The organism is Kiloniellales bacterium, from assembly GCA_030066685.1.
Classification (GTDB): Bacteria; Pseudomonadota; Alphaproteobacteria; order Kiloniellales; family JAKSBE01; genus JAKSBE01.
Genome location: JASJBF010000028.1, coordinates 67,771 through 85,351 on the forward strand (window position 1 = coordinate 67,771; position 17,581 = coordinate 85,351).

General features: G+C 67.6%; 18 protein-coding genes. 8 read left to right on the plus strand and 10 right to left on the minus strand.

The features are described 5' to 3' along the window. Positions 1 to 4: 4 nt before the first annotated feature. The 4 genes from QNJ30_16350 to QNJ30_16365 all read right to left on the minus strand — a co-directional run bounded on the left by QNJ30_16350 (position 5) and on the right by QNJ30_16365 (position 2,324). Positions 5 to 871 carry a metal ABC transporter permease gene (locus tag QNJ30_16350; protein ID MDJ0945040.1) on the minus strand — a complete coding sequence of 289 codons (867 nt, stop codon included), beginning with the start codon at positions 869 to 871 and terminating at the stop codon, positions 5 to 7. Further along, on the minus strand, positions 871 to 1,614 hold the full coding sequence (locus QNJ30_16355) for an ABC transporter ATP-binding protein (GenBank protein MDJ0945041.1): 744 nt from the start codon (positions 1,612 to 1,614) through the stop codon (positions 871 to 873). The genes QNJ30_16350 and QNJ30_16355 overlap by 1 nt, the downstream gene beginning before the upstream one ends. After that, positions 1,611 to 1,748, minus strand: a complete 138-nt coding sequence (locus QNJ30_16360; GenBank protein MDJ0945042.1) for a hypothetical protein — start codon at positions 1,746 to 1,748, stop codon at positions 1,611 to 1,613. The genes QNJ30_16355 and QNJ30_16360 overlap by 4 nt, the downstream gene beginning before the upstream one ends. 186 nt (positions 1,749 to 1,934) lie before the next feature. Next, the gene (locus tag QNJ30_16365) at positions 1,935 to 2,324 is read right to left on the minus strand and encodes a Fur family transcriptional regulator (GenBank protein MDJ0945043.1); all 390 of its coding nucleotides are present in this window, start codon (positions 2,322 to 2,324) and stop codon (positions 1,935 to 1,937) included. Between the two features lie 225 nt (positions 2,325 to 2,549). Between QNJ30_16365 and folE the strand changes: the two genes are divergently transcribed. The 3 genes from folE (at position 2,550) to QNJ30_16380 (ending at position 4,571) form a co-directional block, all read left to right on the plus strand. Continuing rightward, a complete protein-coding gene (gene folE, locus QNJ30_16370) occupies positions 2,550 to 3,203 on the plus strand; it encodes a GTP cyclohydrolase I FolE (protein MDJ0945044.1) in 654 nt (217 codons plus the stop codon). Beyond that, positions 3,193 to 3,696, plus strand: a complete 504-nt coding sequence (gene hisI / locus QNJ30_16375) for a phosphoribosyl-AMP cyclohydrolase (GenBank protein MDJ0945045.1) — start codon at positions 3,193 to 3,195, stop codon at positions 3,694 to 3,696. Before folE ends, hisI begins: the two co-directional genes overlap by 11 nt. A gap of 116 nt (positions 3,697 to 3,812) precedes the next feature. Next, positions 3,813 to 4,571 carry a DUF1826 domain-containing protein gene (locus QNJ30_16380; protein ID MDJ0945046.1) on the plus strand — a complete coding sequence of 253 codons (759 nt, stop codon included), beginning with the start codon at positions 3,813 to 3,815 and terminating at the stop codon, positions 4,569 to 4,571. 32 nt (positions 4,572 to 4,603) lie between these two features. On the opposite strand, the gene QNJ30_16385 is transcribed toward QNJ30_16380, so the two are convergent. Together QNJ30_16385 and QNJ30_16390 are read right to left on the minus strand one after the other, a co-directional pair. Further along, positions 4,604 to 5,248 (minus strand): DUF1826 domain-containing protein, encoded by a 645-nt coding sequence (locus tag QNJ30_16385; protein MDJ0945047.1) that lies wholly within the window; start codon positions 5,246 to 5,248, stop codon positions 4,604 to 4,606. Positions 5,249 to 5,357: 109 nt separating this feature from the next. Then, the gene (locus QNJ30_16390) at positions 5,358 to 5,651 is read right to left on the minus strand and encodes a hypothetical protein (protein ID MDJ0945048.1); all 294 of its coding nucleotides are present in this window, start codon (positions 5,649 to 5,651) and stop codon (positions 5,358 to 5,360) included. Between the two features lie 412 nt (positions 5,652 to 6,063). On the opposite strand from QNJ30_16390, the gene QNJ30_16395 reads away from it, so the two are divergent. Together QNJ30_16395 and QNJ30_16400 are read left to right on the plus strand one after the other, a co-directional pair. Beyond that, positions 6,064 to 6,387, plus strand: coding sequence for a metalloregulator ArsR/SmtB family transcription factor (locus QNJ30_16395; GenBank protein MDJ0945049.1), 324 nt, complete (start codon positions 6,064 to 6,066; stop codon positions 6,385 to 6,387). Next, positions 6,387 to 6,554: a metallothionein gene (locus QNJ30_16400; GenBank protein ID MDJ0945050.1), complete on the plus strand. Its 168-nt coding sequence runs from the start codon at positions 6,387 to 6,389 to the stop codon at positions 6,552 to 6,554. The genes QNJ30_16395 and QNJ30_16400 overlap by 1 nt, the downstream gene beginning before the upstream one ends. 210 nt (positions 6,555 to 6,764) lie before the next feature. Here the strand turns inward: QNJ30_16400 and QNJ30_16405 are convergent, their stop codons facing one another. Beyond that, complete coding sequence (locus QNJ30_16405) at positions 6,765 to 7,547, minus strand: protein-L-isoaspartate(D-aspartate) O-methyltransferase (GenBank protein MDJ0945051.1); 783 nt, start codon at positions 7,545 to 7,547, stop codon at positions 6,765 to 6,767. A 151-nt stretch (positions 7,548 to 7,698) separates the two neighbouring features. Here QNJ30_16405 and htpG point away from each other — a divergent pair, with 151 nt between their 5' ends. After that, entirely contained in the window at positions 7,699 to 9,615 is a 1,917-nt protein-coding gene (htpG, locus tag QNJ30_16410) for a molecular chaperone HtpG (GenBank protein MDJ0945052.1), read from the plus strand. A 28-nt stretch (positions 9,616 to 9,643) separates the two neighbouring features. On the opposite strand, the gene QNJ30_16415 is transcribed toward htpG, so the two are convergent. Next, a complete protein-coding gene (locus QNJ30_16415) occupies positions 9,644 to 10,441 on the minus strand; it encodes a DUF1223 domain-containing protein (protein MDJ0945053.1) in 798 nt (265 codons plus the stop codon). Between the two features lie 99 nt (positions 10,442 to 10,540). Between QNJ30_16415 and QNJ30_16420 the strand changes: the two genes are divergently transcribed. Continuing rightward, positions 10,541 to 11,134 (plus strand): histidine phosphatase family protein, encoded by a 594-nt coding sequence (locus QNJ30_16420; protein MDJ0945054.1) that lies wholly within the window; start codon positions 10,541 to 10,543, stop codon positions 11,132 to 11,134. 110 nt (positions 11,135 to 11,244) lie between these two features. On the opposite strand, the gene acnA is transcribed toward QNJ30_16420, so the two are convergent. Continuing rightward, complete coding sequence (gene acnA / locus QNJ30_16425) at positions 11,245 to 13,938, minus strand: aconitate hydratase AcnA (GenBank protein MDJ0945055.1); 2,694 nt, start codon at positions 13,936 to 13,938, stop codon at positions 11,245 to 11,247. Between the two features lie 241 nt (positions 13,939 to 14,179). Next, entirely contained in the window at positions 14,180 to 15,208 is a 1,029-nt protein-coding gene (locus QNJ30_16430) for a hypothetical protein (protein ID MDJ0945056.1), read from the minus strand. Between the two features lie 381 nt (positions 15,209 to 15,589). On the opposite strand from QNJ30_16430, the gene QNJ30_16435 reads away from it, so the two are divergent. Then, positions 15,590 to 17,566, plus strand: a complete 1,977-nt coding sequence (locus QNJ30_16435; protein ID MDJ0945057.1) for an AMP-binding protein — start codon at positions 15,590 to 15,592, stop codon at positions 17,564 to 17,566. Positions 17,567 to 17,581 lie beyond the last annotated feature (15 nt).

Here is a 17,581-nt window from a genome sequence, read left to right on the forward strand (position 1 = left end):
CCTCTCAGGCTTGGAGGTGGCGGCGGAGGAAGGCCCGCGCGGCAAGGCCGCCCACCGGCCCGAGCAGCAGCGACAGGCCGTAGGCGAAACCCGCCACAAGGATGATCGCCGGCCCGGACGGCAGGCTGAAATGGTAGGAGAGCAACAGGCCGATGAGGCTCGAGACCATTGCGAAGGCGACCGCGGACACGACCAGCCCCCCGATGCTGGCGGCCCAGAACCGCGCGGCGGCGGCAGGCAGGATCATGATGCCGACTGCCATCAGCGTTCCGAGCGCATGGAAGCCGCCCACGAGGTTCAGCACGACAAGCGCAAGGAAGGTGAAATGCGTCACGGCGCTCAGGCCGCTTACCGAGCGCAGGAACTGTGGGTCTGCGCATTCGAGAACCAGCGGCCGGAACAGCAGCGCAAGGGTCAGCACCGAGAGGCTGGCGATAGAGCACAAGAGGATCAGCGCATCGTCGTCGAGCGCGAGCACGGTGCCGAAGAGCACGTGCATGAGGTCGACATTGCTGCCTCGGGTGGAGACGATCAGCACGCCGACGGCCAGCGAGATCAGGTAGAAGGCGGCCAGGCTCGCGTCCTCGCGAAGCGCGGTGACGCGCGTGACGAAGCCCGACAGCAGCGCCACGGCCATGCCGGCGACCAGCCCGCCGATGGTCATGGCGCCCAGCGAGAGGCCGGAGATCAGATACCCCACGGCCGCGCCCGGCAGGATCGCGTGAGCCATCGCGTCGCCTGTGAGGCTCATCCGGCGCAGCATCAGGAAGACCCCCACGGGGGTCGCGCCGACCGAGATGGCGATGCAGCCCATGAGCGCGCGCCGCATGAAACCGAAATCGGCGAAGGGCTGGACAAGGACCTCCCACATCACGCGGCACCCCGGCCACAGGTATGCGGAGGGCCGCCACAGGCCTCGCACATCCGGCGGGCGCGGAACTGGTTCTCGGCCGTCAGCACCTGCGCCGTGGGCCCATGGGCGACGAGTTCGCGCGCCAGCATCAGCGTCTCCGGGAAGTGGGCGCGCACCGTGTCGAAATCGTGCAGCACGGTCAGCACCGTGCGTCCCTCCCCGTGCCAGCGCCGCACCACGCCGATCAGGTCGGCCACGGTTCTGGCGTCGACCGCGGTGAAGGGTTCGTCCAGCAGGACGAGCCGTGCGTCCTGCAGCAGAAGCCGGGCGAAGAGCGTGCGCTGGACCTGCCCGCCCGACAGCGATCCGATCGGCCGCGTCTCGAACCCTTCGAGTCCGACCGCGGAAATCGCTTCTGCGACGCGCGCGCGGTGTCCAGGTCGCAGGCCGGCAAAGCCGCCAATCTCTCGCCAGAGCCCCATTGCCACGAGATCGACGACCGTGATCGGAAAGGACCGGTCAACGTCGGATTGCTGCGGCAGGTAGGCGACGTCATCCCGCGTCAGCGCGCCGAAGGCGATCCCTCCGCCGAGCGGCGGGAGCGTGCCGACCACCCCCTTCAAGAGCGTGGATTTGCCAGCCCCGTTGGGTCCGACGATGGCCGTCAGGCTGCCCTCGGCGATCTCGCCGCAGAGGCGATGCACGGCCGGAAGCCGGTCGTAGCCGAGGGTCAGGTCCTGAAACTTGAGGGCGTGGGTCACAGGCGCCCCGGCGTGGACGTCGCCCAGAAGAAGCTGGCCCAGAGCGCTGCAACGATCAGTGCCGCGCCGGCCAGCCGGGGCCCGGCGCCGAGCAGCAGCAGCAAGAGCGAAGAAGGGCTGCGCCGCGCCCTCATGCCAGCGCTCCCGGCCGAATGGTATCGGCCCCTGGGTCGGGAGAGCTGGGGTTTTTGCTCTGTGCCCGCGCCGTACCGAACCCTGCTTTGCCGCTTCCAAAGAACCCGGCCAGCACCGAGATCGGCGAACGCCGTGACGGTCCATCCAGATACCGGCTCTCCATGGGTGGGGCTCCTCGTTCCCGTTCAGCCTGAGCTCGCTTCAGCGCACCGCGCGCACATCCCCTCGACCTCAACCATGCGTCGTTTCACGGCAAACCCGAGGGCGGCCGCATCCTCGGCAAGCAGTCCTCCGATCCGGGGATCCTCGAGCTCAACCGATGCCCCGCAGCTGCTGCAGATGAAGAAAAGGCAATCCTGTCCGCGCTCCGGATGGGCACAGGGGACGTAGGCGTTCAGGCTTTCGATCTTGGAGACGAGGCCCTGCGCCATGAGGAACCCAAGCACCCGGTAAACGGTGGGCGGTCCGACCGGACGCGAATCCTCGAGCTTGAGCGCTTCGATCAGCTCGTAGGCACCCGTCGGCCGGGCATTCGCCCAGAGCAGTTCGAGGATATGCCGGCGGAGCTCTGTCATCCTTACGCCGCGCGCCTCGCAGATCGATACAGCCAGCGCAACACGTTCACGCGGTGAATGCTCGCCGCGGCAATTCGGATCGGTGCAGGGTCGGGGTCGGATCGGCGGTTCTGTCATCGCGCAGTCTGATCTTGCGTTAAATAATTGTAACGTTATAACGTAGCGTTCTACAACGCAAGAGAGATTGCCACCGGGGGCGGCCCGAAACTGACGAAAGGCTAGGATATGGACACTGCGGTTTTTGAGACCCCGCCCTCGACCTCATCACGCATCAAATCGGGCGCGCGCCATCGGCCGAGCCGGTCTGAGGCGGAGGCCGCCGTTCGCACGCTGATCGAATGGGCCGGAGACGATCCGGACCGGGAGGGGCTGAAGGAAACACCCGAGCGCGTCGTGCGTGCCTATGAGGAATTCTTCGCCGGATACGACGAAGACCCGGTGGCCTTGTTGGCCACCACCTTCGAGGAGACCGCCGCCTATGACGAGATGATCGTCCTGCGCGATATCCGCCTCGAATCCCACTGCGAGCATCACATCGTCCCCATCCTCGGAAGAGCGCACATCGGCTATCTGCCGACGGGGCGGGTCGTCGGTTTCTCCAAGCTCGCGCGCCTCGTCGAGGTCTTCGCCAAGCGGCTGCAGATCCAGGAAGCGCTGACGTCACAGATCGCGGACACGATCCAGGACTTGCTCAAGCCGCGTGGCGTCGGCGTCGTCATCGAGGCGGCGCACCAGTGCATGACCACACGCGGCATCCGCAAGCCGGGGGTCAGCGCGGTCACCAGCCGCATGCTCGGCTGCTTTCGCGACGACCCGACGACGCGTCGAGAATTTCTGTCGATGATCGGCAGCCAGAGGAACGCCCCGCATGAGACCTGAGCACGCCGACTCGACGGTTTCGGCCCCCTTTGTCGCCCGCACGACGGTCGAGCAAGTCGAAGAGGGCCTTGCCCTGGCACCCAAGTTCGATGCCGACGGGCTGATCCCCTGCGTGACGACCGACGCCGACGTCGGCGACGTTCTGATGCTCGGATACATGAACCGGGACGCGCTGCGGCGAACGATCGCGACCGGCGAGGCACACTACTGGAGCCGGAGCCGCCAGTGCCTCTGGCGCAAAGGCGCGACCAGCGGCCTCGTCCAGGAGGTTGTCGAAATGCGCATCGACGACGATCAGGACGCCGTCTGGCTGCGCGTCCGCGTCGCGGGGTCGGGCGCCAGCTGCCATGTCGGCTACCGTTCCTGCTTCTATCGGTCGGTGGAACTCCGCGGCCCACCAGAAGCGCCCACGCGCCTCGTGTTCGCTGAGACACAAAGGACCTTCGACCCGAAGGACGTCTACGGCGACGCGCCGAACCCAACCCAGCTTTGAAGGACGGCGATTTGCCCAAGCGAACAGAGGCACTGGATCCGCCCAGGTCCGCCAAGGGTGTTTTGGACTGGGAGACTGATACCTGTTCCGGCAAAACTACGCCGAAGGTATCCGCCATGAGGCCGTGGGATTCCGGTGAAGAAACCTGGCCCTCGAGCGCCGACCAGACCACCCCGCGTGACGCCAGGACATGGCCAAGTCCGCAGGCCATCAGCACTTCCTTTGCGGAGGGCGCGGGAATCGAGACATGCGAGGCGGCGGAAGGCCTTGGCGCCATCACCAGGCCCGACGTGGAGCTCGTGATCTGGCGGCGCTCGCTTCCCCTGTCCCTACAAACCTGGCTGGAGCGGCTCGATGTTACGCTTCTGCCAAACATACGCCTTCTTGTTCGACCCGAGGACCTTGTACGGGCGATGGAACCGCTGTTGAACGACTGTGGCTTGCCCAAAGGAAAGATGCGCGCCCTCCTGGTCCGGGACGTCGACAATCTCGTCTCTGCGTTCGCGCGAGTCGCCCGGACCGATCTCGTGGACGTGCGGCTGGAGAGCGTCGGTGGCGATGCCTGCTGGAGATTCCATCGGGACTGTGTCGCAGCACGCCTCCTGACGACCTACTATGGTCCGGCGACCGAGTGGGTCCGGCCGCGCCACGCCGAGGCGGCGCTCCGCACGCAGAAGCGTTTCAAAGGGCCGATCGAACACCTGAGGGCCCACCACGTGGCGATCTTCAAGGGAAGCTGCGCCGGGCCCGGAAGCGGAATCGTCCACCGTTCTCCGCCGATCGCGGGCACGGGCCGCAGACGATTGCTGCTCTGCCTCAACAAGCCATCGGCCGCATCTCCAGAGCCTTGGTCCAGAGGTTTGGACCGGCAGTGAATTTTCCGATCGTACAGAGACAGAGACCGTTGTCAGCCATGGCCAGCGATATCGTCGACGGGCTCGATGGTGAGGATAAAGCTGGTTCCGCCTGGTTTCTCCGGCGATGCCGGTCGATAGACCACGCCGGGCGGCTGACGATCCGGCCAGAGCAGACCTCGGAACAGGATCACGTCCCCCCGTGGCACGAAGGTGAGCCGGGTGGGCGGTCCGGTATCTTCACGGGCCCCGACTTGCAGGCCATGGCCTCGGTAGCAGCAGACCAACCGCGCGCGACCGAGCGGTCGGTCGAAAGGCGGAAGGGCTTCCTCCGCCTGTGCCTTCAGCCTGATCCGAAGCATGTTTCCCGGGGCCATCGCGGTCAGAAGTCGGGAGAGATGGGCCACGTCCGCAGCAAAGCGGTCTGGCTCAGCGCCTTGCGGGAGTCCGGCCGAAAGGGCCGCCGCGCACACGGCCTTTTCCACTTCCTCTATGGCGACGATGGTCTTAAGCACCGGCAGCCGGTCTGGCGCCAGCCGATCGAGCCAGATGCCCATTTGCTCAGAAAGGGTGCGCTGCCAGACCGCGAGCGCAATACCTTTCATGCCGAGAGTCTTCAGGACCCCCACATCGTCCGACCAATTGACCCCGGTCGCAGGACCCAGGACCGGCTCCCGAGAGAGATGCGGAACCGTCATGAGCCAAGCGCCTCTGGGATCGCGCCGACATTGTGGCGGAGCATGTCGAGATAGGTCGACGCGGGACCGCCCTTGGCCGAGAGCGCGTCGAAACAAAGCGTGCCGCCGATCACGGCATCGGTCTCACGGAGGATCTGCGCGAGCAGACGCGGATCAGGCCGGTGCCAAAGACCAGCGCGGGGCAGGCGAACTGCTTGCCCTCCTCGGAATTCGGATCGAGCGCCAGCATGGCACGGTCCTTCCTGTCGCACATCTTCTCGACCGGTCCCTTCACCTTGGCATAGCCGGGCGGCAGGTCGGTGTGGAAGGCGCCAATGAAAGCCTTCCGCAGCAGATCGTCCGAGGCTGTGTCGACGGTCGCAACTTGGGAGTCGAGGGGACGGTAAATGGATGGATCGGACACGGACTCAATTCCGACGCTGTCGATACATAATGTGTCACGTTATAACATTACAAAATTAGATGCAATTATCGTGCTTGCGAACAAGCTGTCTTCTGACGATTGATGGTTGCTTGTGACTATGCAGCTTTGTTGAGCGACCGCCTGTCTAAGATGGGCGCACCGGAGCAGCGTCGAATATTGTGCGAAGTGGTCCGCATTGAGCCGAGGCGGTGCGGACAGATTCCGGGCTCGTGTGGTGGATCCCAAGTTCGTCATGTCTAGGACCGGGTATCCCAAAGCTGCCGATGCGTACTCGGCGCCCAGTCAGCGTACTCGGCGCCCAGTCAATTGCGGTAGGAAGACGTGTTTGACCAAACTCTGATTGACAACACTTGAACAATGGTTTAATTGTTCAGTCATAAAGGATGTTGAGTTGTTTCCGGACCAGACTGCCCAACTTGCCGAGACCTTCGGGCTGCTGGCGGATCCGACCCGCCTGTCGATCGTGATGGTCTGCATGGAGCGCGAGATCCCCGCCGGCGACATCGCCGAGGAACTGGGCCTCTCCGCCTCGCTGGTCAGTCACCACCTTCGGCTGCTGCGGGCCGCGCGCATGCTGCGGGCGGAGCGGCGGGGCAAGCAGGTGTTCTACTCGATGGCCGATGCCTGCGTGCGCGACGTTCTCAAGATCATGATCGACCACCTTTTCGTCCACGAACATCACGGCTCCGACGAGCCGCAGGAAGGAGAAGACTAATGGTGACCGTGACACAGCAAAAGTGCGCCTGTGCCGATTGCGTTTGCATTGTCGACGTCAATAGCGCCGTGAAGAAGGGCGAGCGCAACTACTGCAGCGACGCCTGCGCCGAGGGGCACCCCAAGGGCGCTGGCTGCGAACACACGGGCTGCGTCTGCCACGGCTAACCAACAAATGAGCTGGCGGAGCCCCGGATAGGATGGGGTGGGCTCCGCCGCCGTCCCCGAGAGACTTCGAAGCTGGAGTATGGCCGTTCCTGGCTGTTTATCTCAATGTCGCAAGCAGCTTGAGAAGGTCTGAAGCTGGATGCTGGCCGGACATTCTCCGCGGCAGCTTTTCCGATTCAAATTCCTGAGTATACAGCCTAGCCTCTGGCGTTAGGCCTTCGCGGACTTCCCCTCCGGGATCAGTGGGACGAAGGCGACCGGCAGGATCGTGTGCTCGGCCACCTTGCCTTCCGCGTCCTTGGTGACGACCAGGAGGTCCTGCTGGGGGCCGAACCAGAGGGCGCGCAGGTCGAATTCCTGCAGGGCGTTGCTGCGCGGATGCCGCTCGACCGGGATCACCAGACGGCCGCCCGGCGCCAGCTGGCGAGTCAGGGCTGCGGGCACGCCGCCTTGGGCCGCGGCGGTGACCAGGATGGCGTCGTAGCGGCGCGGCGCCCCATCGTCGTCCGCTTCGGGCCAGCCCCGGGTGCCGTCGCCAGCGCGGACCCGGACATTGCGGTAACCCAGGTCGGCCAGGCGCTCGGCCGCCGCCGCGGCCAGGGCCGGGACCCGCTCGATGGAGTCGACCTCGGCGGCCAGCTCGGCGAGCACCGCGGCCTGGTAGCCGCAGCCGGTGCCGACCTCCAGGACCCGGTCGCCGGGGCCGATCCGCGCCAGGTCGGTCATGATCGCGACGATGTAGGGCTGCGAGATGGTCTGGCCCTCGCCGATCGGCAGCGGCCGGTTCTCGTAGGCGAAGGGCCGCTCCCAGGCCGGCACGAAGGCGTGGCGGGGCACCTTGCGCAGGGCCTCCAGCACCCGGGGGTCGAGCCGGTCCTTGCCGAGAAAGGCGGCGGTCGCCGCGACCTCGGCGACGATCTCGCCGACCATGGCCTCGCGGGCTTCCCCTTCGCGGGATTCCGTCTCCCGGTCGTCGCGGGGCTTTCCGGTCATGACCCAGACCCTCCCAATGACCTCCCTTAAGGGCTTGAAGGGTGCGGCACCTTGATACATATCAGCCCACAGATCCCTTTGCGTCCACCGATTTGCCCGGGTTTCCGCCGCGAAGCCACAGCGGAACGCCGGGCCCTTCAGCGGGAAAACGATGTCGGAACAGACACATGCCTTCCAAGCCGAGGTTAGCCGGCTGCTCGAGATCGTCGCCGGTGCCCTCTATTCCAACAGCGAGATCTTTCTGCGCGAGCTGGTCTCCAACGCTTCCGACGCCTGCGACCGGCTGCGCTACCTTGCTTTGACCGAGCCCGGCCTGACCGCCGAGGACCCGGACTTCGCGATCACCCTCAGCGTCGACAAGGAGGCCGGCGCCCTGGTCATCGCGGACAACGGCCTGGGCATGAGCCGCGACGAGCTGGTCGAGAACCTGGGCACCATCGCCCGCTCCGGCACCGCCGCCTTCCTGCAGCGGCTCGATGACAAGAGCGCCGACATCAACCAGATCGGCCAGTTCGGCGTTGGCTTCTATTCGGCCTTCATGGTCGCCGAGGCGGTCACCGTCGACACCCGGCGCGCCGGCGAGACCGCGGCCTGGCGCTGGCAGTCGGACGGCAAGGGGGACTTCACGGTCGGCGAGAGCGACGACGCGCCGGCCCGGGGCACCCGGATCACCCTGCAGCTCAAATCCGACCAGAAGGAATACCTGGAGCCGGAGCGCCTGCGCCGCATCGTCAAGACCTACTCCGATCACGTCGCGGTGCCGATCCGCCTGACCGGTGAGGCGGAGAACCTCAACACCGCCTCGGCGCTCTGGCGCCGGCCCAAGTCGGAGATCACCGAGGAGCAGTACGTGGAGTTCTACCACCACGTCGCCCACGCCTTCGACGAGCCCTGGCTCAGGGCCCACTTCAAGGCCGAGGGCGTGGTCGAGTACACCGGCCTGCTGTTCATTCCTTCGCAGCCGCCCTTCGACCTCTTCCAGCCGGAGCGCAAGCACGGCGTGAAGCTCTACGTGAAGCGAGTCTTCATCACCGACGACTGCGAAGAGCTCATCCCGCCCTACCTGCGCTTCCTCAGGGGCGTGGTCGACTCCGAGGACCTGCCGCTGAACATCAGCCGCGAGATGCTGCAGAACAACCCGCTGCTGGCGAAGATCCGCGGCGCCATCGTCAAGCGGGTCCTGGCTGACCTAAAGAAGCGGTCCGAGGCCGACGCCGAGGACTACGAGAGGTTCTGGTCCGCCTTCGGCGCGGTCCTGAAGGAGGGCCTCTACGAGGACGGCGGCCGGCGCGACGAGCTGCTGCCCCTGCTGCGGGTCCGCTCGACCCACCAGGAGGGGCTGAGCAGCCTGGACGACTACCTGTCCCGGATGAAGGAGGGCCAGGACGCGATCTACTTCATCACCGGCGACGACCTCGAGGCCCTGGCCCGCTCGCCGCAGCTCGAGGGCTTCCGCGCGCGCGGGGTCGAAGTGCTGCTGCTGACCGACCCGGTCGACGAGTTCTGGGTCCCGGCGCTGCAGAGCTACAAGGACAAGCCCTTCCGCTCGGCGACTCAGGGCGCGCTCGACCTGGACAAGGTTGCGGGCGAAGAGAAGAAGGCGGAGGCGGCGTCGGAGCCGGCGGCCGAGACGCCGGGCCTGGAGGCGATGATCGCCTTCCTGCGCCTGACCTTGAAGGATCAGGTCAAGGACGTCCGCGCCTCGGAGCGGCTGACCGAGAGCCCGGTCTGCCTGGTCGCCGACGAGGGCGACATGGACATGCACCTGGAGCGTCTGCTGCGCCAGCACCAGCAGATCTCGCAGAGCTTCAAGCGGATCCTCGAGATCAACCCGCGCCATCCCCTGATCGCCGCGCTCTCGGCACGGGTCGCGGCCAACGGCGCTGCGGCGGAGCTCGAGGAGGTCGGCCACCTGCTGCTCGACCAGGCCCTGATCATGGAAGGCGAAAACCTGCCCGATCCCGCCGCCTTCTCGCGCCGTCTCTCGGCCGCGGTCGCGCGCGGGCTGGCGCCGGATACGGCGGCAACTGCCGGGGAGAGCGAATCAAGCGGCGACGAGGCGGGCTAGACGGCCTTCGACTTCGGGTTCCCTGCCCTCACCCGCCAATCAGCTCCTCAACCCGCATCACGCCGGCACCGAGGACCTCCTTGGTCTCGCGGTGCTGGACGATCACCGCGCAGCCGGAGCGGCCGCGCGCCGCGGCGGCGTCCAGGGCCAGCGGGATGGTCAGGGCCTCGCCGCTCCAATAGCCGAGGTGCTGCAGCTCCCGGACCACGTTGAAGTCCTTCAGGGTCCGGCCCGAGTTCTCGCCCCGGCCGATCTCGGTCTCGTGCTCCTTGTCGTAGACCGCGAGCCAGACGTCGGCGCCGGCCCTTGGCGCCGGCCCGGCCGGGATCACGACCCGGCCGCCGTCGGTGCTTTCGAAGCTGACCTCGACGACCTTCTTACGGCCGCGCGCCTCAGCGATCTTGTCCTCGACCTCGCCGCGGCGGGAGCCGACGGCATGGTCGCGGCCGTCGATCACCATTTGCGGGGTGTAGACGTAGCGGCTGGCGAAGCTGCGCTGATAGGACTTCTGCCTCTGGGTGTAGGCGGGCTTGGCGAAGCGGTCCTTCCAGCCGATGTAGTCCCAGTAGTCGACGTGGAAGCCCAGCGCGATGACCCCCGGCCACATGGCGAGCTCGCCCAGGAAGGCGTCCGCCGGCGGGCAGGAGCTGCAGCCCTGGGAGGTGTAGAGCTCGACCACCACGGGCCCGCCAAGGTTCTCGCTGGCGGCGGCGACTTGGGGCCGGGGGGCGGATTCGGGTTGCCCCGCGGCCAGGCCGACCGCAAGGAGCGCCGCGCCGGCCAGGGCCAGGCCCAGGCGCGGCAGGGAGATGGCGGGAGTTTGCATGGCACGAAGGTAATCCGCCTGGGCCCTCAACTCGAAATCAACTTAGAGTGAGACCGGAACGTGGCGGATTGCCGCGGACCCGTGGGCAGGAGGGCGGGCGTGACGATCTACGTGATCCGGCATGGCGAGACGGTCTGGAACGGCGAGCGGCGCATCCAGGGCCAGGCGGATTCGCCACTCACCCCGCGCGGCCTCGACCAGGTGCGGGCCAACGCCGCGACCCTGGCCCGCGAGATCGAAGATCCCGGCCGCTTCACCCTGGTCGCCAGCCCCCTGGGCCGGGCCTGGCAGTCGGCGGTGATCGTCGCCGGCGGCCTGGGACTCGACCCGCGCGCCATCGCCTTCGACGAGCGCCTGAAGGAGCACGGCTTCGGCAGCCTGGAGGGGCGGACCATGGCGGAGATCGAGGCCGAGGACCCAGGTTTCTGGGCCCGGCGCGCGGCCGACCGCTGGGACTGGCAGGCGCCCGGAGGCGAGAGCTACGCCCTCCTCGACCGCCGGGTCGGCGCCTGGCTGGCCGAACAGCCGGCCGAGGCCGAGCTCATCGTCGTCTGCCACGGCATGGTCTCGCGGGTCCTGCGCGGCCGCTACGCCGGCCTGACCCGGGAGGAGACCATGAACCTCTCGGAAAGCCAGGACGAACTCTGGCGCCTCGACCGCGGCCGGATCGAGACCCTTGTAGCCGAGGGCTGAGCCAGGATAGTGCTCATTTCTACAAATCGGAGTTTCACCCCCTCCCAACCCGCGCGGCGCTGCGCGCGGGCCGAGGCGGGGGTGTAGCTCCGAAACCTGCAAAATCAGCGTTAGGCCGCCTGGCTCCGCAGGTTCCGCAGCACGTAGTGCAGGATGCCGCCGTGGCGGTAGTACTCGACCTCGTCGGCGGTATCGATGCGGCAGAGCAGGGTGATGTCCTCGCTCGAGCCGTCCGGGCGGTGGATCCTGCAGGCGACGTCCATGCGCGGGGTGATGCCGCCTTCGATGCCCGTGATGTCGACGGTCTCCTCGCCGGTCAGCTCCAGGGTCTCGCGGCTCTGGCCGTCCTTGAACTGCAGGGGCAGCACGCCCATGCCGACCAGGTTGGAGCGGTGGATGCGCTCGAAGCTCTCGACGATCACCGCCTTGATCCCGAGCAGGCGGGTGCCCTTGGCGGCCCAGTCGCGCGAGGAGCCGGTGCCGTACTCCTTGCCGCCGATGACCACCAGGGGCACGCCCTCTTCCTTGTAGCGCATGGCCGCGTCGTAGATCGCCAGCTGCTCGCCCGAGGGATGGTGCACGGTCACGCCGCCCTCGATGCCGGGGGTCATCTCGTTGCGGATGCGAATGTTGGCGAAGGTGCCGCGCATCATGACCTCGTGGTTGCCGCGGCGCGAGCCGTAGGAGTTGAACTCCAGCGGCCGGACCTGGTGCTCCAGCAAGTAGTCGCCGGCCGGGCTCTCCTTCTTGATCGCGCCCGCGGGCGAGATGTGGTCGGTGGTGATGGAGTCCGGCAGCTTGGCCAGGACCCGGGCGCCGGCGATGTCGGCCAGGGCGTCGGGCTCCGGCGTGATGTCCTCGAAGAAGGGCGGGAAGCGCACGTAGGTGCTGGCATCCTCCCAGTCGTAGGTCATGGAGGCCTTGGTCGAGATCTCCTGCCACTGCTCGGGGCCCTCGAAGACGTCGGCGTAGCGGCTCTCGAACATCTCGCGGGTGACGACCTTGTCGACCACCTCGCGGATCTCCTGGTTCGTCGGCCAGATGTCCTTCAGCAGGACCGGGTGGCCCTCGCCGTCGGTCCCGATGGGGTCGGTCATCAGGTCGAGCTTCATCGAGCCGGCCAGGGCATAGGCCACGACCAGCGGCGGCGAGGCCAGGTAGTTGGCCCGGGTGTGCGGATTGACCCGGCCTTCGAAGTTGCGGTTGCCCGAGAGCACGGCGCTGCAGACCAGGTCGCCCTGCTCGATGGCCTCGGCGATGGGCTCGGGCAGGGGCCCCGAGTTGCCGATGCAGGTGGTGCAGCCGTAGCCGACCAGGTCGAAGCCGAGGGCATCGAGGTCGGTCTGCAGGCCCGAGGCCTCGAGGTAGTCGGTCACCACCTGGGAGCCGGGCGCGAAGGAGGTCTTGACCCAGGGCTTGACCGTCAGGCCGCGAGCCCGCGCCTTCTGGGCCACCAAGCCGGCGGCGACCAGGACGCTGGGGTTCGAGGTGTTGGTGCAGCTCGTGATCGCGGCGATTACGACGTCGCCGTCGGAGAGCTGGTAGTTGGCGTCGCGGACCGGCACCGAGACGCTGCGCCCCGGCGTGCCGGTGAACTCCTTGAGGGCGTCCTCGGTGAAGGCCTGGGCGGCCTTGGACAGCAGGATCTTGTCCTGCGGCCGCTTGGGACCGGCGAGCGAGGGCTCGACCGTGCCCAGGTCGAGCTCCAGCGTGTCGGTGAAGACCGGGTCCGGGGTGTCGGCATCGCGCCACATGCCCTGGGCCTTGGCGTAGGCCTCGACCAGCGCGATGCGGTCCTCGTCGCGGCCGGTGAAGCGGAGGTAGCGCAGGGTCTCCTCGTCGACTGGGAAGAAGCCGCAGGTCGCGCCGTACTCCGGCGCCATGTTGGAGATGGTCGCCTGGTCGGCCAGGCTCAGGTGGTCGAGCCCGGGACCGTAGAACTCGACGAACTTGCCGACCACGCCCTTGGCGCGGAGCATCTGGGTCACGGTCAGGACCAGGTCGGTCGCGGTGGCGCCTTCCTTGAGCGCGCCGTTCAGCTTGAAGCCGACCACCTCGGGTATCAGCATGGTGACCGGCTGGCCCAGCATCGCGGCCTCGGCCTCGATGCCGCCGACGCCCCAGCCCAGGACCGCCAGGCCGTTGACCATGGTGGTGTGGCTGTCGGTGCCGACCAGGGTGTCGGGATAGGCGAGGGTCTTGCCGTTCTCATCCTTGGTCCAGACCACCTGGGCCAGGTACTCCAGGTTCACCTGGTGGCAGATGCCGGTGCCCGGCGGCACGACGCGGAAGTTGTCGAAGGCGGTCTGGCCCCAGCGCAGGAAGGCATAGCGCTCGCCGTTGCGCTCGAACTCCATCTCGACGTTCTTCTCGAAGGAGTCCTTGCCGCCGAAGTAGTCGACCATGACCGAGTGGTCGATCACCAGGTCGACCGGCGACAGCGGGTTGATCAGCCGCGGGTCGCCGCCCAGCTCCTCCATCGCGTTGCGCATCGAGGCCAGGTCGACCACCGCCGGCACCCCGGTGAAGTCCTGCATCAGGACTCGGGCCGGGCGGTAGGCGATCTCCCGGTTGGCCCGGCGCTCCTGGGTCCAGCCGGCCAGGGCCTTGATGTCCTCGACCGTGACCGAGCGGCCGTCCTCGTAGCGCAGCAGGTTCTCCAGCAAGACCTTCAAGGAGAAGGGCAGTCGGGACAGGTCGCCCAGGCCGGCCTCCTCGGCCGCCTTCAGGCTATAGTAGTCGTAGTCTTTCCCGCCGACGCTCAGCGTCTGGCGCGTCTTCAGGGTGTCGGTCCCGGCGGTCACGGCCCTGGTCCTCCCAGCTTCCGGTTGATCTCTCCTGCGGGCCTTCAAGCCGGCCGTCGGCGTGCCCTCGACTTCCCCCGGGTCGCGCGACCCGAAAGGGAGGCAATCGCTGGAGACGCCGTGCATGAGCCTTCGGCGGCCTGGGCCCTTTGCTGCGCCGCAAGATGGAGCAGACGGCGGCGTCTGTCCAGATGCCGCGGCCTGCCGGATCGCGATGCCACCCCGCGCCAGGCGGCAGGGTTCACGGCCGAATCCGGCCGATCCGGGTCACCTCAACCAGGCGCTGCGCGCCGACGGCCGTGGTCCGCCGGTGATGCAGGGCGATCGGCTGGCCGTCGCGCAGATCGATCAGGTAGCGTCCGGACTCGGTGACCCGGAAGCTCTCTGCCTCCGGCGGGTCGGACGCTCCCTCGTGCTGCTCGCCGCCGTTCCCGGCCAGCCGCTCCGTCAGGCGCGCGACCGCGGCGCCGATCTGCGCCTGGTCGTAGACGACGCGGACCTCGACCACGGCCTGCCGTTTGACCGCGTCGATCGAAGTCACGCCGCGCCGGGCCTCGGCGTCCATGACACGCCCGGCCGCGCGTGGGCCGAGATGCGGCGCGAAGGCTTCGAAGCGGCCGATCGCGAGACCGTGACCGCCGGCGGCGAAGAGGAGCGCGACCTCCTTCAGGACGCTGCGGCCCAGCTCTTCCTCGGGAAGGCTCGCCAGGGTGCCGAGGATGTCCCGCACGTTGGCTTCCACGTTGGCGCGCTCCACCGGAGAGATCACCCCGGCCTGGGTCAGGCGCCGCACCAGGCCCTGCAGCTCGCTCAGCATGCCGCGGAAGGCCTGGCGCACCTCGCGGGCGTTGACCAGACGCCGGGGCGCGCCGCTTGAATCGGCCTGGTAGACCAGGGGCACGCCGGTGATCAGCGCGGCGAGGCGGCTCAGCAGGCGGTCCAGGCCCGGCTTGGTCGAGCCCGGCGCGGTCGCCTCGGTCTCGGTAATCTCGAAGCGGTAAAGGTAGCCGGCCGGGTTCCGCTCCAGCGGGGTCAGCCGGGCGCGGCTCCGGACCTCCAGGATGCGCGCCAGTCCCCGGCCGTCGCTGCGCTGTCGGCTGCGGGTGATCTCGAAGTGACGCGCGACCCCGATTTCCGGCGCGAAGGGGATCTTCAGGCGATCGTCGGCCTCGGCGGCGGGAAGCCGGGCTGGCGCCAGCAGGAGGGCCGCAACGTAAAGCAATGTGTACAGGTAGGCCGGGCTTCCCACGCGTTTGCGTGTCTGTCTCATCGGATCCGCCGTCAGAAGCCTCGATATATTGAGCGCAGGCCGGCGGCCGCGCCTTTCGTTACTCGTGATAGCCTGGAAGATACGGGGTTTCGTTAAGGATCTGCCTAAGCCGCGCTCGGCGCCCGACAGTATTGCCCGGGATGCCGCCGAGGCGCGTGCCCATAACCACTTAGCCAGCGCGGGAATGCCGTTGCCTTGGCAGGGCGATTGCCTTACACAAGACCAGCCGGCAAAGACAACGAAACGCAACGAGAACCGGCCCAGGGAGGCGTCAACGATGGCAGCTTTGGCTGCGCCCGCTCTTATTGCGTCCGATCCGGGTTCGCGACCCTCGCTCCCTCGCGGGCGTCGCGTGGCCGTTGCCGTCGCGGAACTCGCGTGATGGCAGAGTCCCGCCCGGAGGCCAGCGTCCCGGCCGACCAGGACCAGGACACCTTTCCGAAGCTGCTGCTGAGGAACGCCCGCGACCGGGGCGCCCAGCCGGCGATGCGCGAGAAGGATCTCGGCATCTGGCAGGCCTGGACCTGGTCCGAGGTGGAGCGGGAGGTCCGGGCGCTGGCCTGCGGGCTGGCGGCCCTGGGCTTCCGGCGCGGCGACAAGATTGCGATCATCGGCGACAACCGGCCTCGGCTCTACTGGACCATGGTCGCGGCCCAGTGCCTGGGCGGCGTCCCTGTGCCGATGTACCAGGACGCGGTCGCCGAGGAGATGGCCTACGTCCTGGACCACGCCGAGGCCCGCTTCGCCCTCGCCGAGGACCAGGAGCAGGTCGACAAGCTGCTCGAGATCAGGGAGCGCTGTCCCCGCCTGGAGACCGTCGTCTACGACGATTCCCGGGGCCTGCGCCACTACAAGCAGGACTTCCTCTCGGCCTACGACGACGTCCTGGCGCAGGGCCGGGAGCACGACCGCGCAAACCCCGAGTTCCTCGCCGGCGAGGTCGGCAAGGGCCAGGGCGCGGACATCTCGATCATCCTCTACACCTCCGGCACCACCGGCCAGCCCAAGGGCGTCGTGCTGTCCTTCGAGAACGTGATCCGGACCGCGCAGAACGCCATCGACTTCGACCGCCTGTCGGACAAGGAGGAGATGCTGGCCTATTTGCCCATGGCCTGGGTCGGCGACCACATCTTTTCCTACGGCCAGAGCTACTGCGCCGGGTTCTGCGTCAGCTGCCCGGAGTCCAGCGCTACGGTCATGCACGACCTGAACGAGCTGGGCCCGACCTTCTTTTTCGCGCCGCCGCGGATCTTCGAGAACATCCTGACCACGGTGATGATCCGCATGGCCGATGCCGGCTGGATCAAGCGCAATATGTTCCACGCCTTCATGGCCGTGGCGCGGCGGGTCGGCACCCGGATCCTCGACCGCCAGCCGGTCTCCGCGGCCGATCGCCTGCTCTACGCCCTGGGCGAGGTCCTGGTCTACGGCCCCCTAAAGAACCGCCTGGGCCTCAGCCGGGTGCACGTCGCCTACACCGCGGGCGAGGCCATCGGCCCGGACATCTTCGACTTCTACCGCTCGCTGGGGATCAACCTGAAGCAGCTCTACGGCATGACCGAGGCCAGCGTCTTCGTGACCCTGCAGCCCGACGGCGAGATCCGGGCCGACACCGTTGGCCGGCCCGCGCCCGACGTGGAGATCAGGCTGGCGGAGGACGGCGAAGTCCTGTTCCGCTCGCCCGGGGTGTTCCAGGAGTACTTCAAGAACCCGGAGGCGACCGCCGAGGCCAAGACCCCGGAAGGCTGGGTCCACACCGGCGACGCCGGCCTCTTCACCGAGGAGGGGCACCTGCGGATCATCGACCGCGCGAAGGACGTCGGCCGGCTCAGCGGCGGCAGCCTCTTCGCGCCCAAGTACCTGGAGAACAAGCTCAAGTTCTTCCCTGAGGTGAAGGAGGTCGTGACCTTCGGCCACGAGCGCGACTACGTGACCGCCTTCATCAACATCGACCTGGAAGCGGTCGGCAGCTGGGCGGAACGCAACAACGTGCCCTACGCCAGCTACCAGGAGCTCGCCGCCAACGAGCAGGTCTACGAGACGATCAAGGTTCACGTCGAGCAGGTCAATCAGGACCTCGCCGCCGACCCGCAGTTGGCCGGGACCCAGATCCGACGCTTCCTGATCCTGCACAAGGAGCTCGACCCAGACGACGGCGAGCTGACCCGGACTCGCAAGGTGCGGCGCCGGATCATCGCCGACCGCTACGAGCCGCTGATCGACGCGCTCTACGGCGGCGCGGATCACGCCTTCATCGAGACCCAAGTGACCTTCGAGGACGGCCGCACCGGCAGGCTCTCGGCAGACCTGCGGATCGTGGAGGCGAAGACCTACCCGGCGATGAAGATGGCCAGCTGATGACGCCCGGATGGA

Bases quoted from the DNA above. Each gene is read 5' to 3' on its own strand.
- QNJ30_16385 (MDJ0945047.1), bottom strand. From the start codon at position 5,248: ATGACGGTTCCGCATCTCTCTCGGGAGCCGGTCCTGGGTCCTGCGACC.
- QNJ30_16405 (MDJ0945051.1), bottom strand. From the start codon at position 7,547: ATGACCGGAAAGCCCCGCGACGACCGGGAGACGGAATCCCGCGAAGGG.
- QNJ30_16380 (MDJ0945046.1), top strand. From the start codon at position 3,813: ATGAGGCCGTGGGATTCCGGTGAAGAAACCTGGCCCTCGAGCGCCGAC.
- QNJ30_16415 (MDJ0945053.1), bottom strand. From the start codon at position 10,441: ATGCAAACTCCCGCCATCTCCCTGCCGCGCCTGGGCCTGGCCCTGGCC.
- QNJ30_16430 (MDJ0945056.1), bottom strand. From the start codon at position 15,208: ATGAGACAGACACGCAAACGCGTGGGAAGCCCGGCCTACCTGTACACA.
- QNJ30_16360 (MDJ0945042.1), bottom strand. From the start codon at position 1,748: ATGAGGGCGCGGCGCAGCCCTTCTTCGCTCTTGCTGCTGCTGCTCGGC.
- htpG (MDJ0945052.1), top strand. From the start codon at position 7,699: ATGTCGGAACAGACACATGCCTTCCAAGCCGAGGTTAGCCGGCTGCTC.
- QNJ30_16350 (MDJ0945040.1), bottom strand. From the start codon at position 871: ATGTGGGAGGTCCTTGTCCAGCCCTTCGCCGATTTCGGTTTCATGCGG.
- QNJ30_16365 (MDJ0945043.1), bottom strand. From the start codon at position 2,324: ATGACAGAGCTCCGCCGGCATATCCTCGAACTGCTCTGGGCGAATGCC.
- QNJ30_16435 (MDJ0945057.1), top strand. From the start codon at position 15,590: ATGGCAGAGTCCCGCCCGGAGGCCAGCGTCCCGGCCGACCAGGACCAG.
- QNJ30_16400 (MDJ0945050.1), top strand. From the start codon at position 6,387: ATGGTGACCGTGACACAGCAAAAGTGCGCCTGTGCCGATTGCGTTTGC.
- hisI (MDJ0945045.1), top strand. From the start codon at position 3,193: ATGAGACCTGAGCACGCCGACTCGACGGTTTCGGCCCCCTTTGTCGCC.
- folE (MDJ0945044.1), top strand. From the start codon at position 2,550: ATGGACACTGCGGTTTTTGAGACCCCGCCCTCGACCTCATCACGCATC.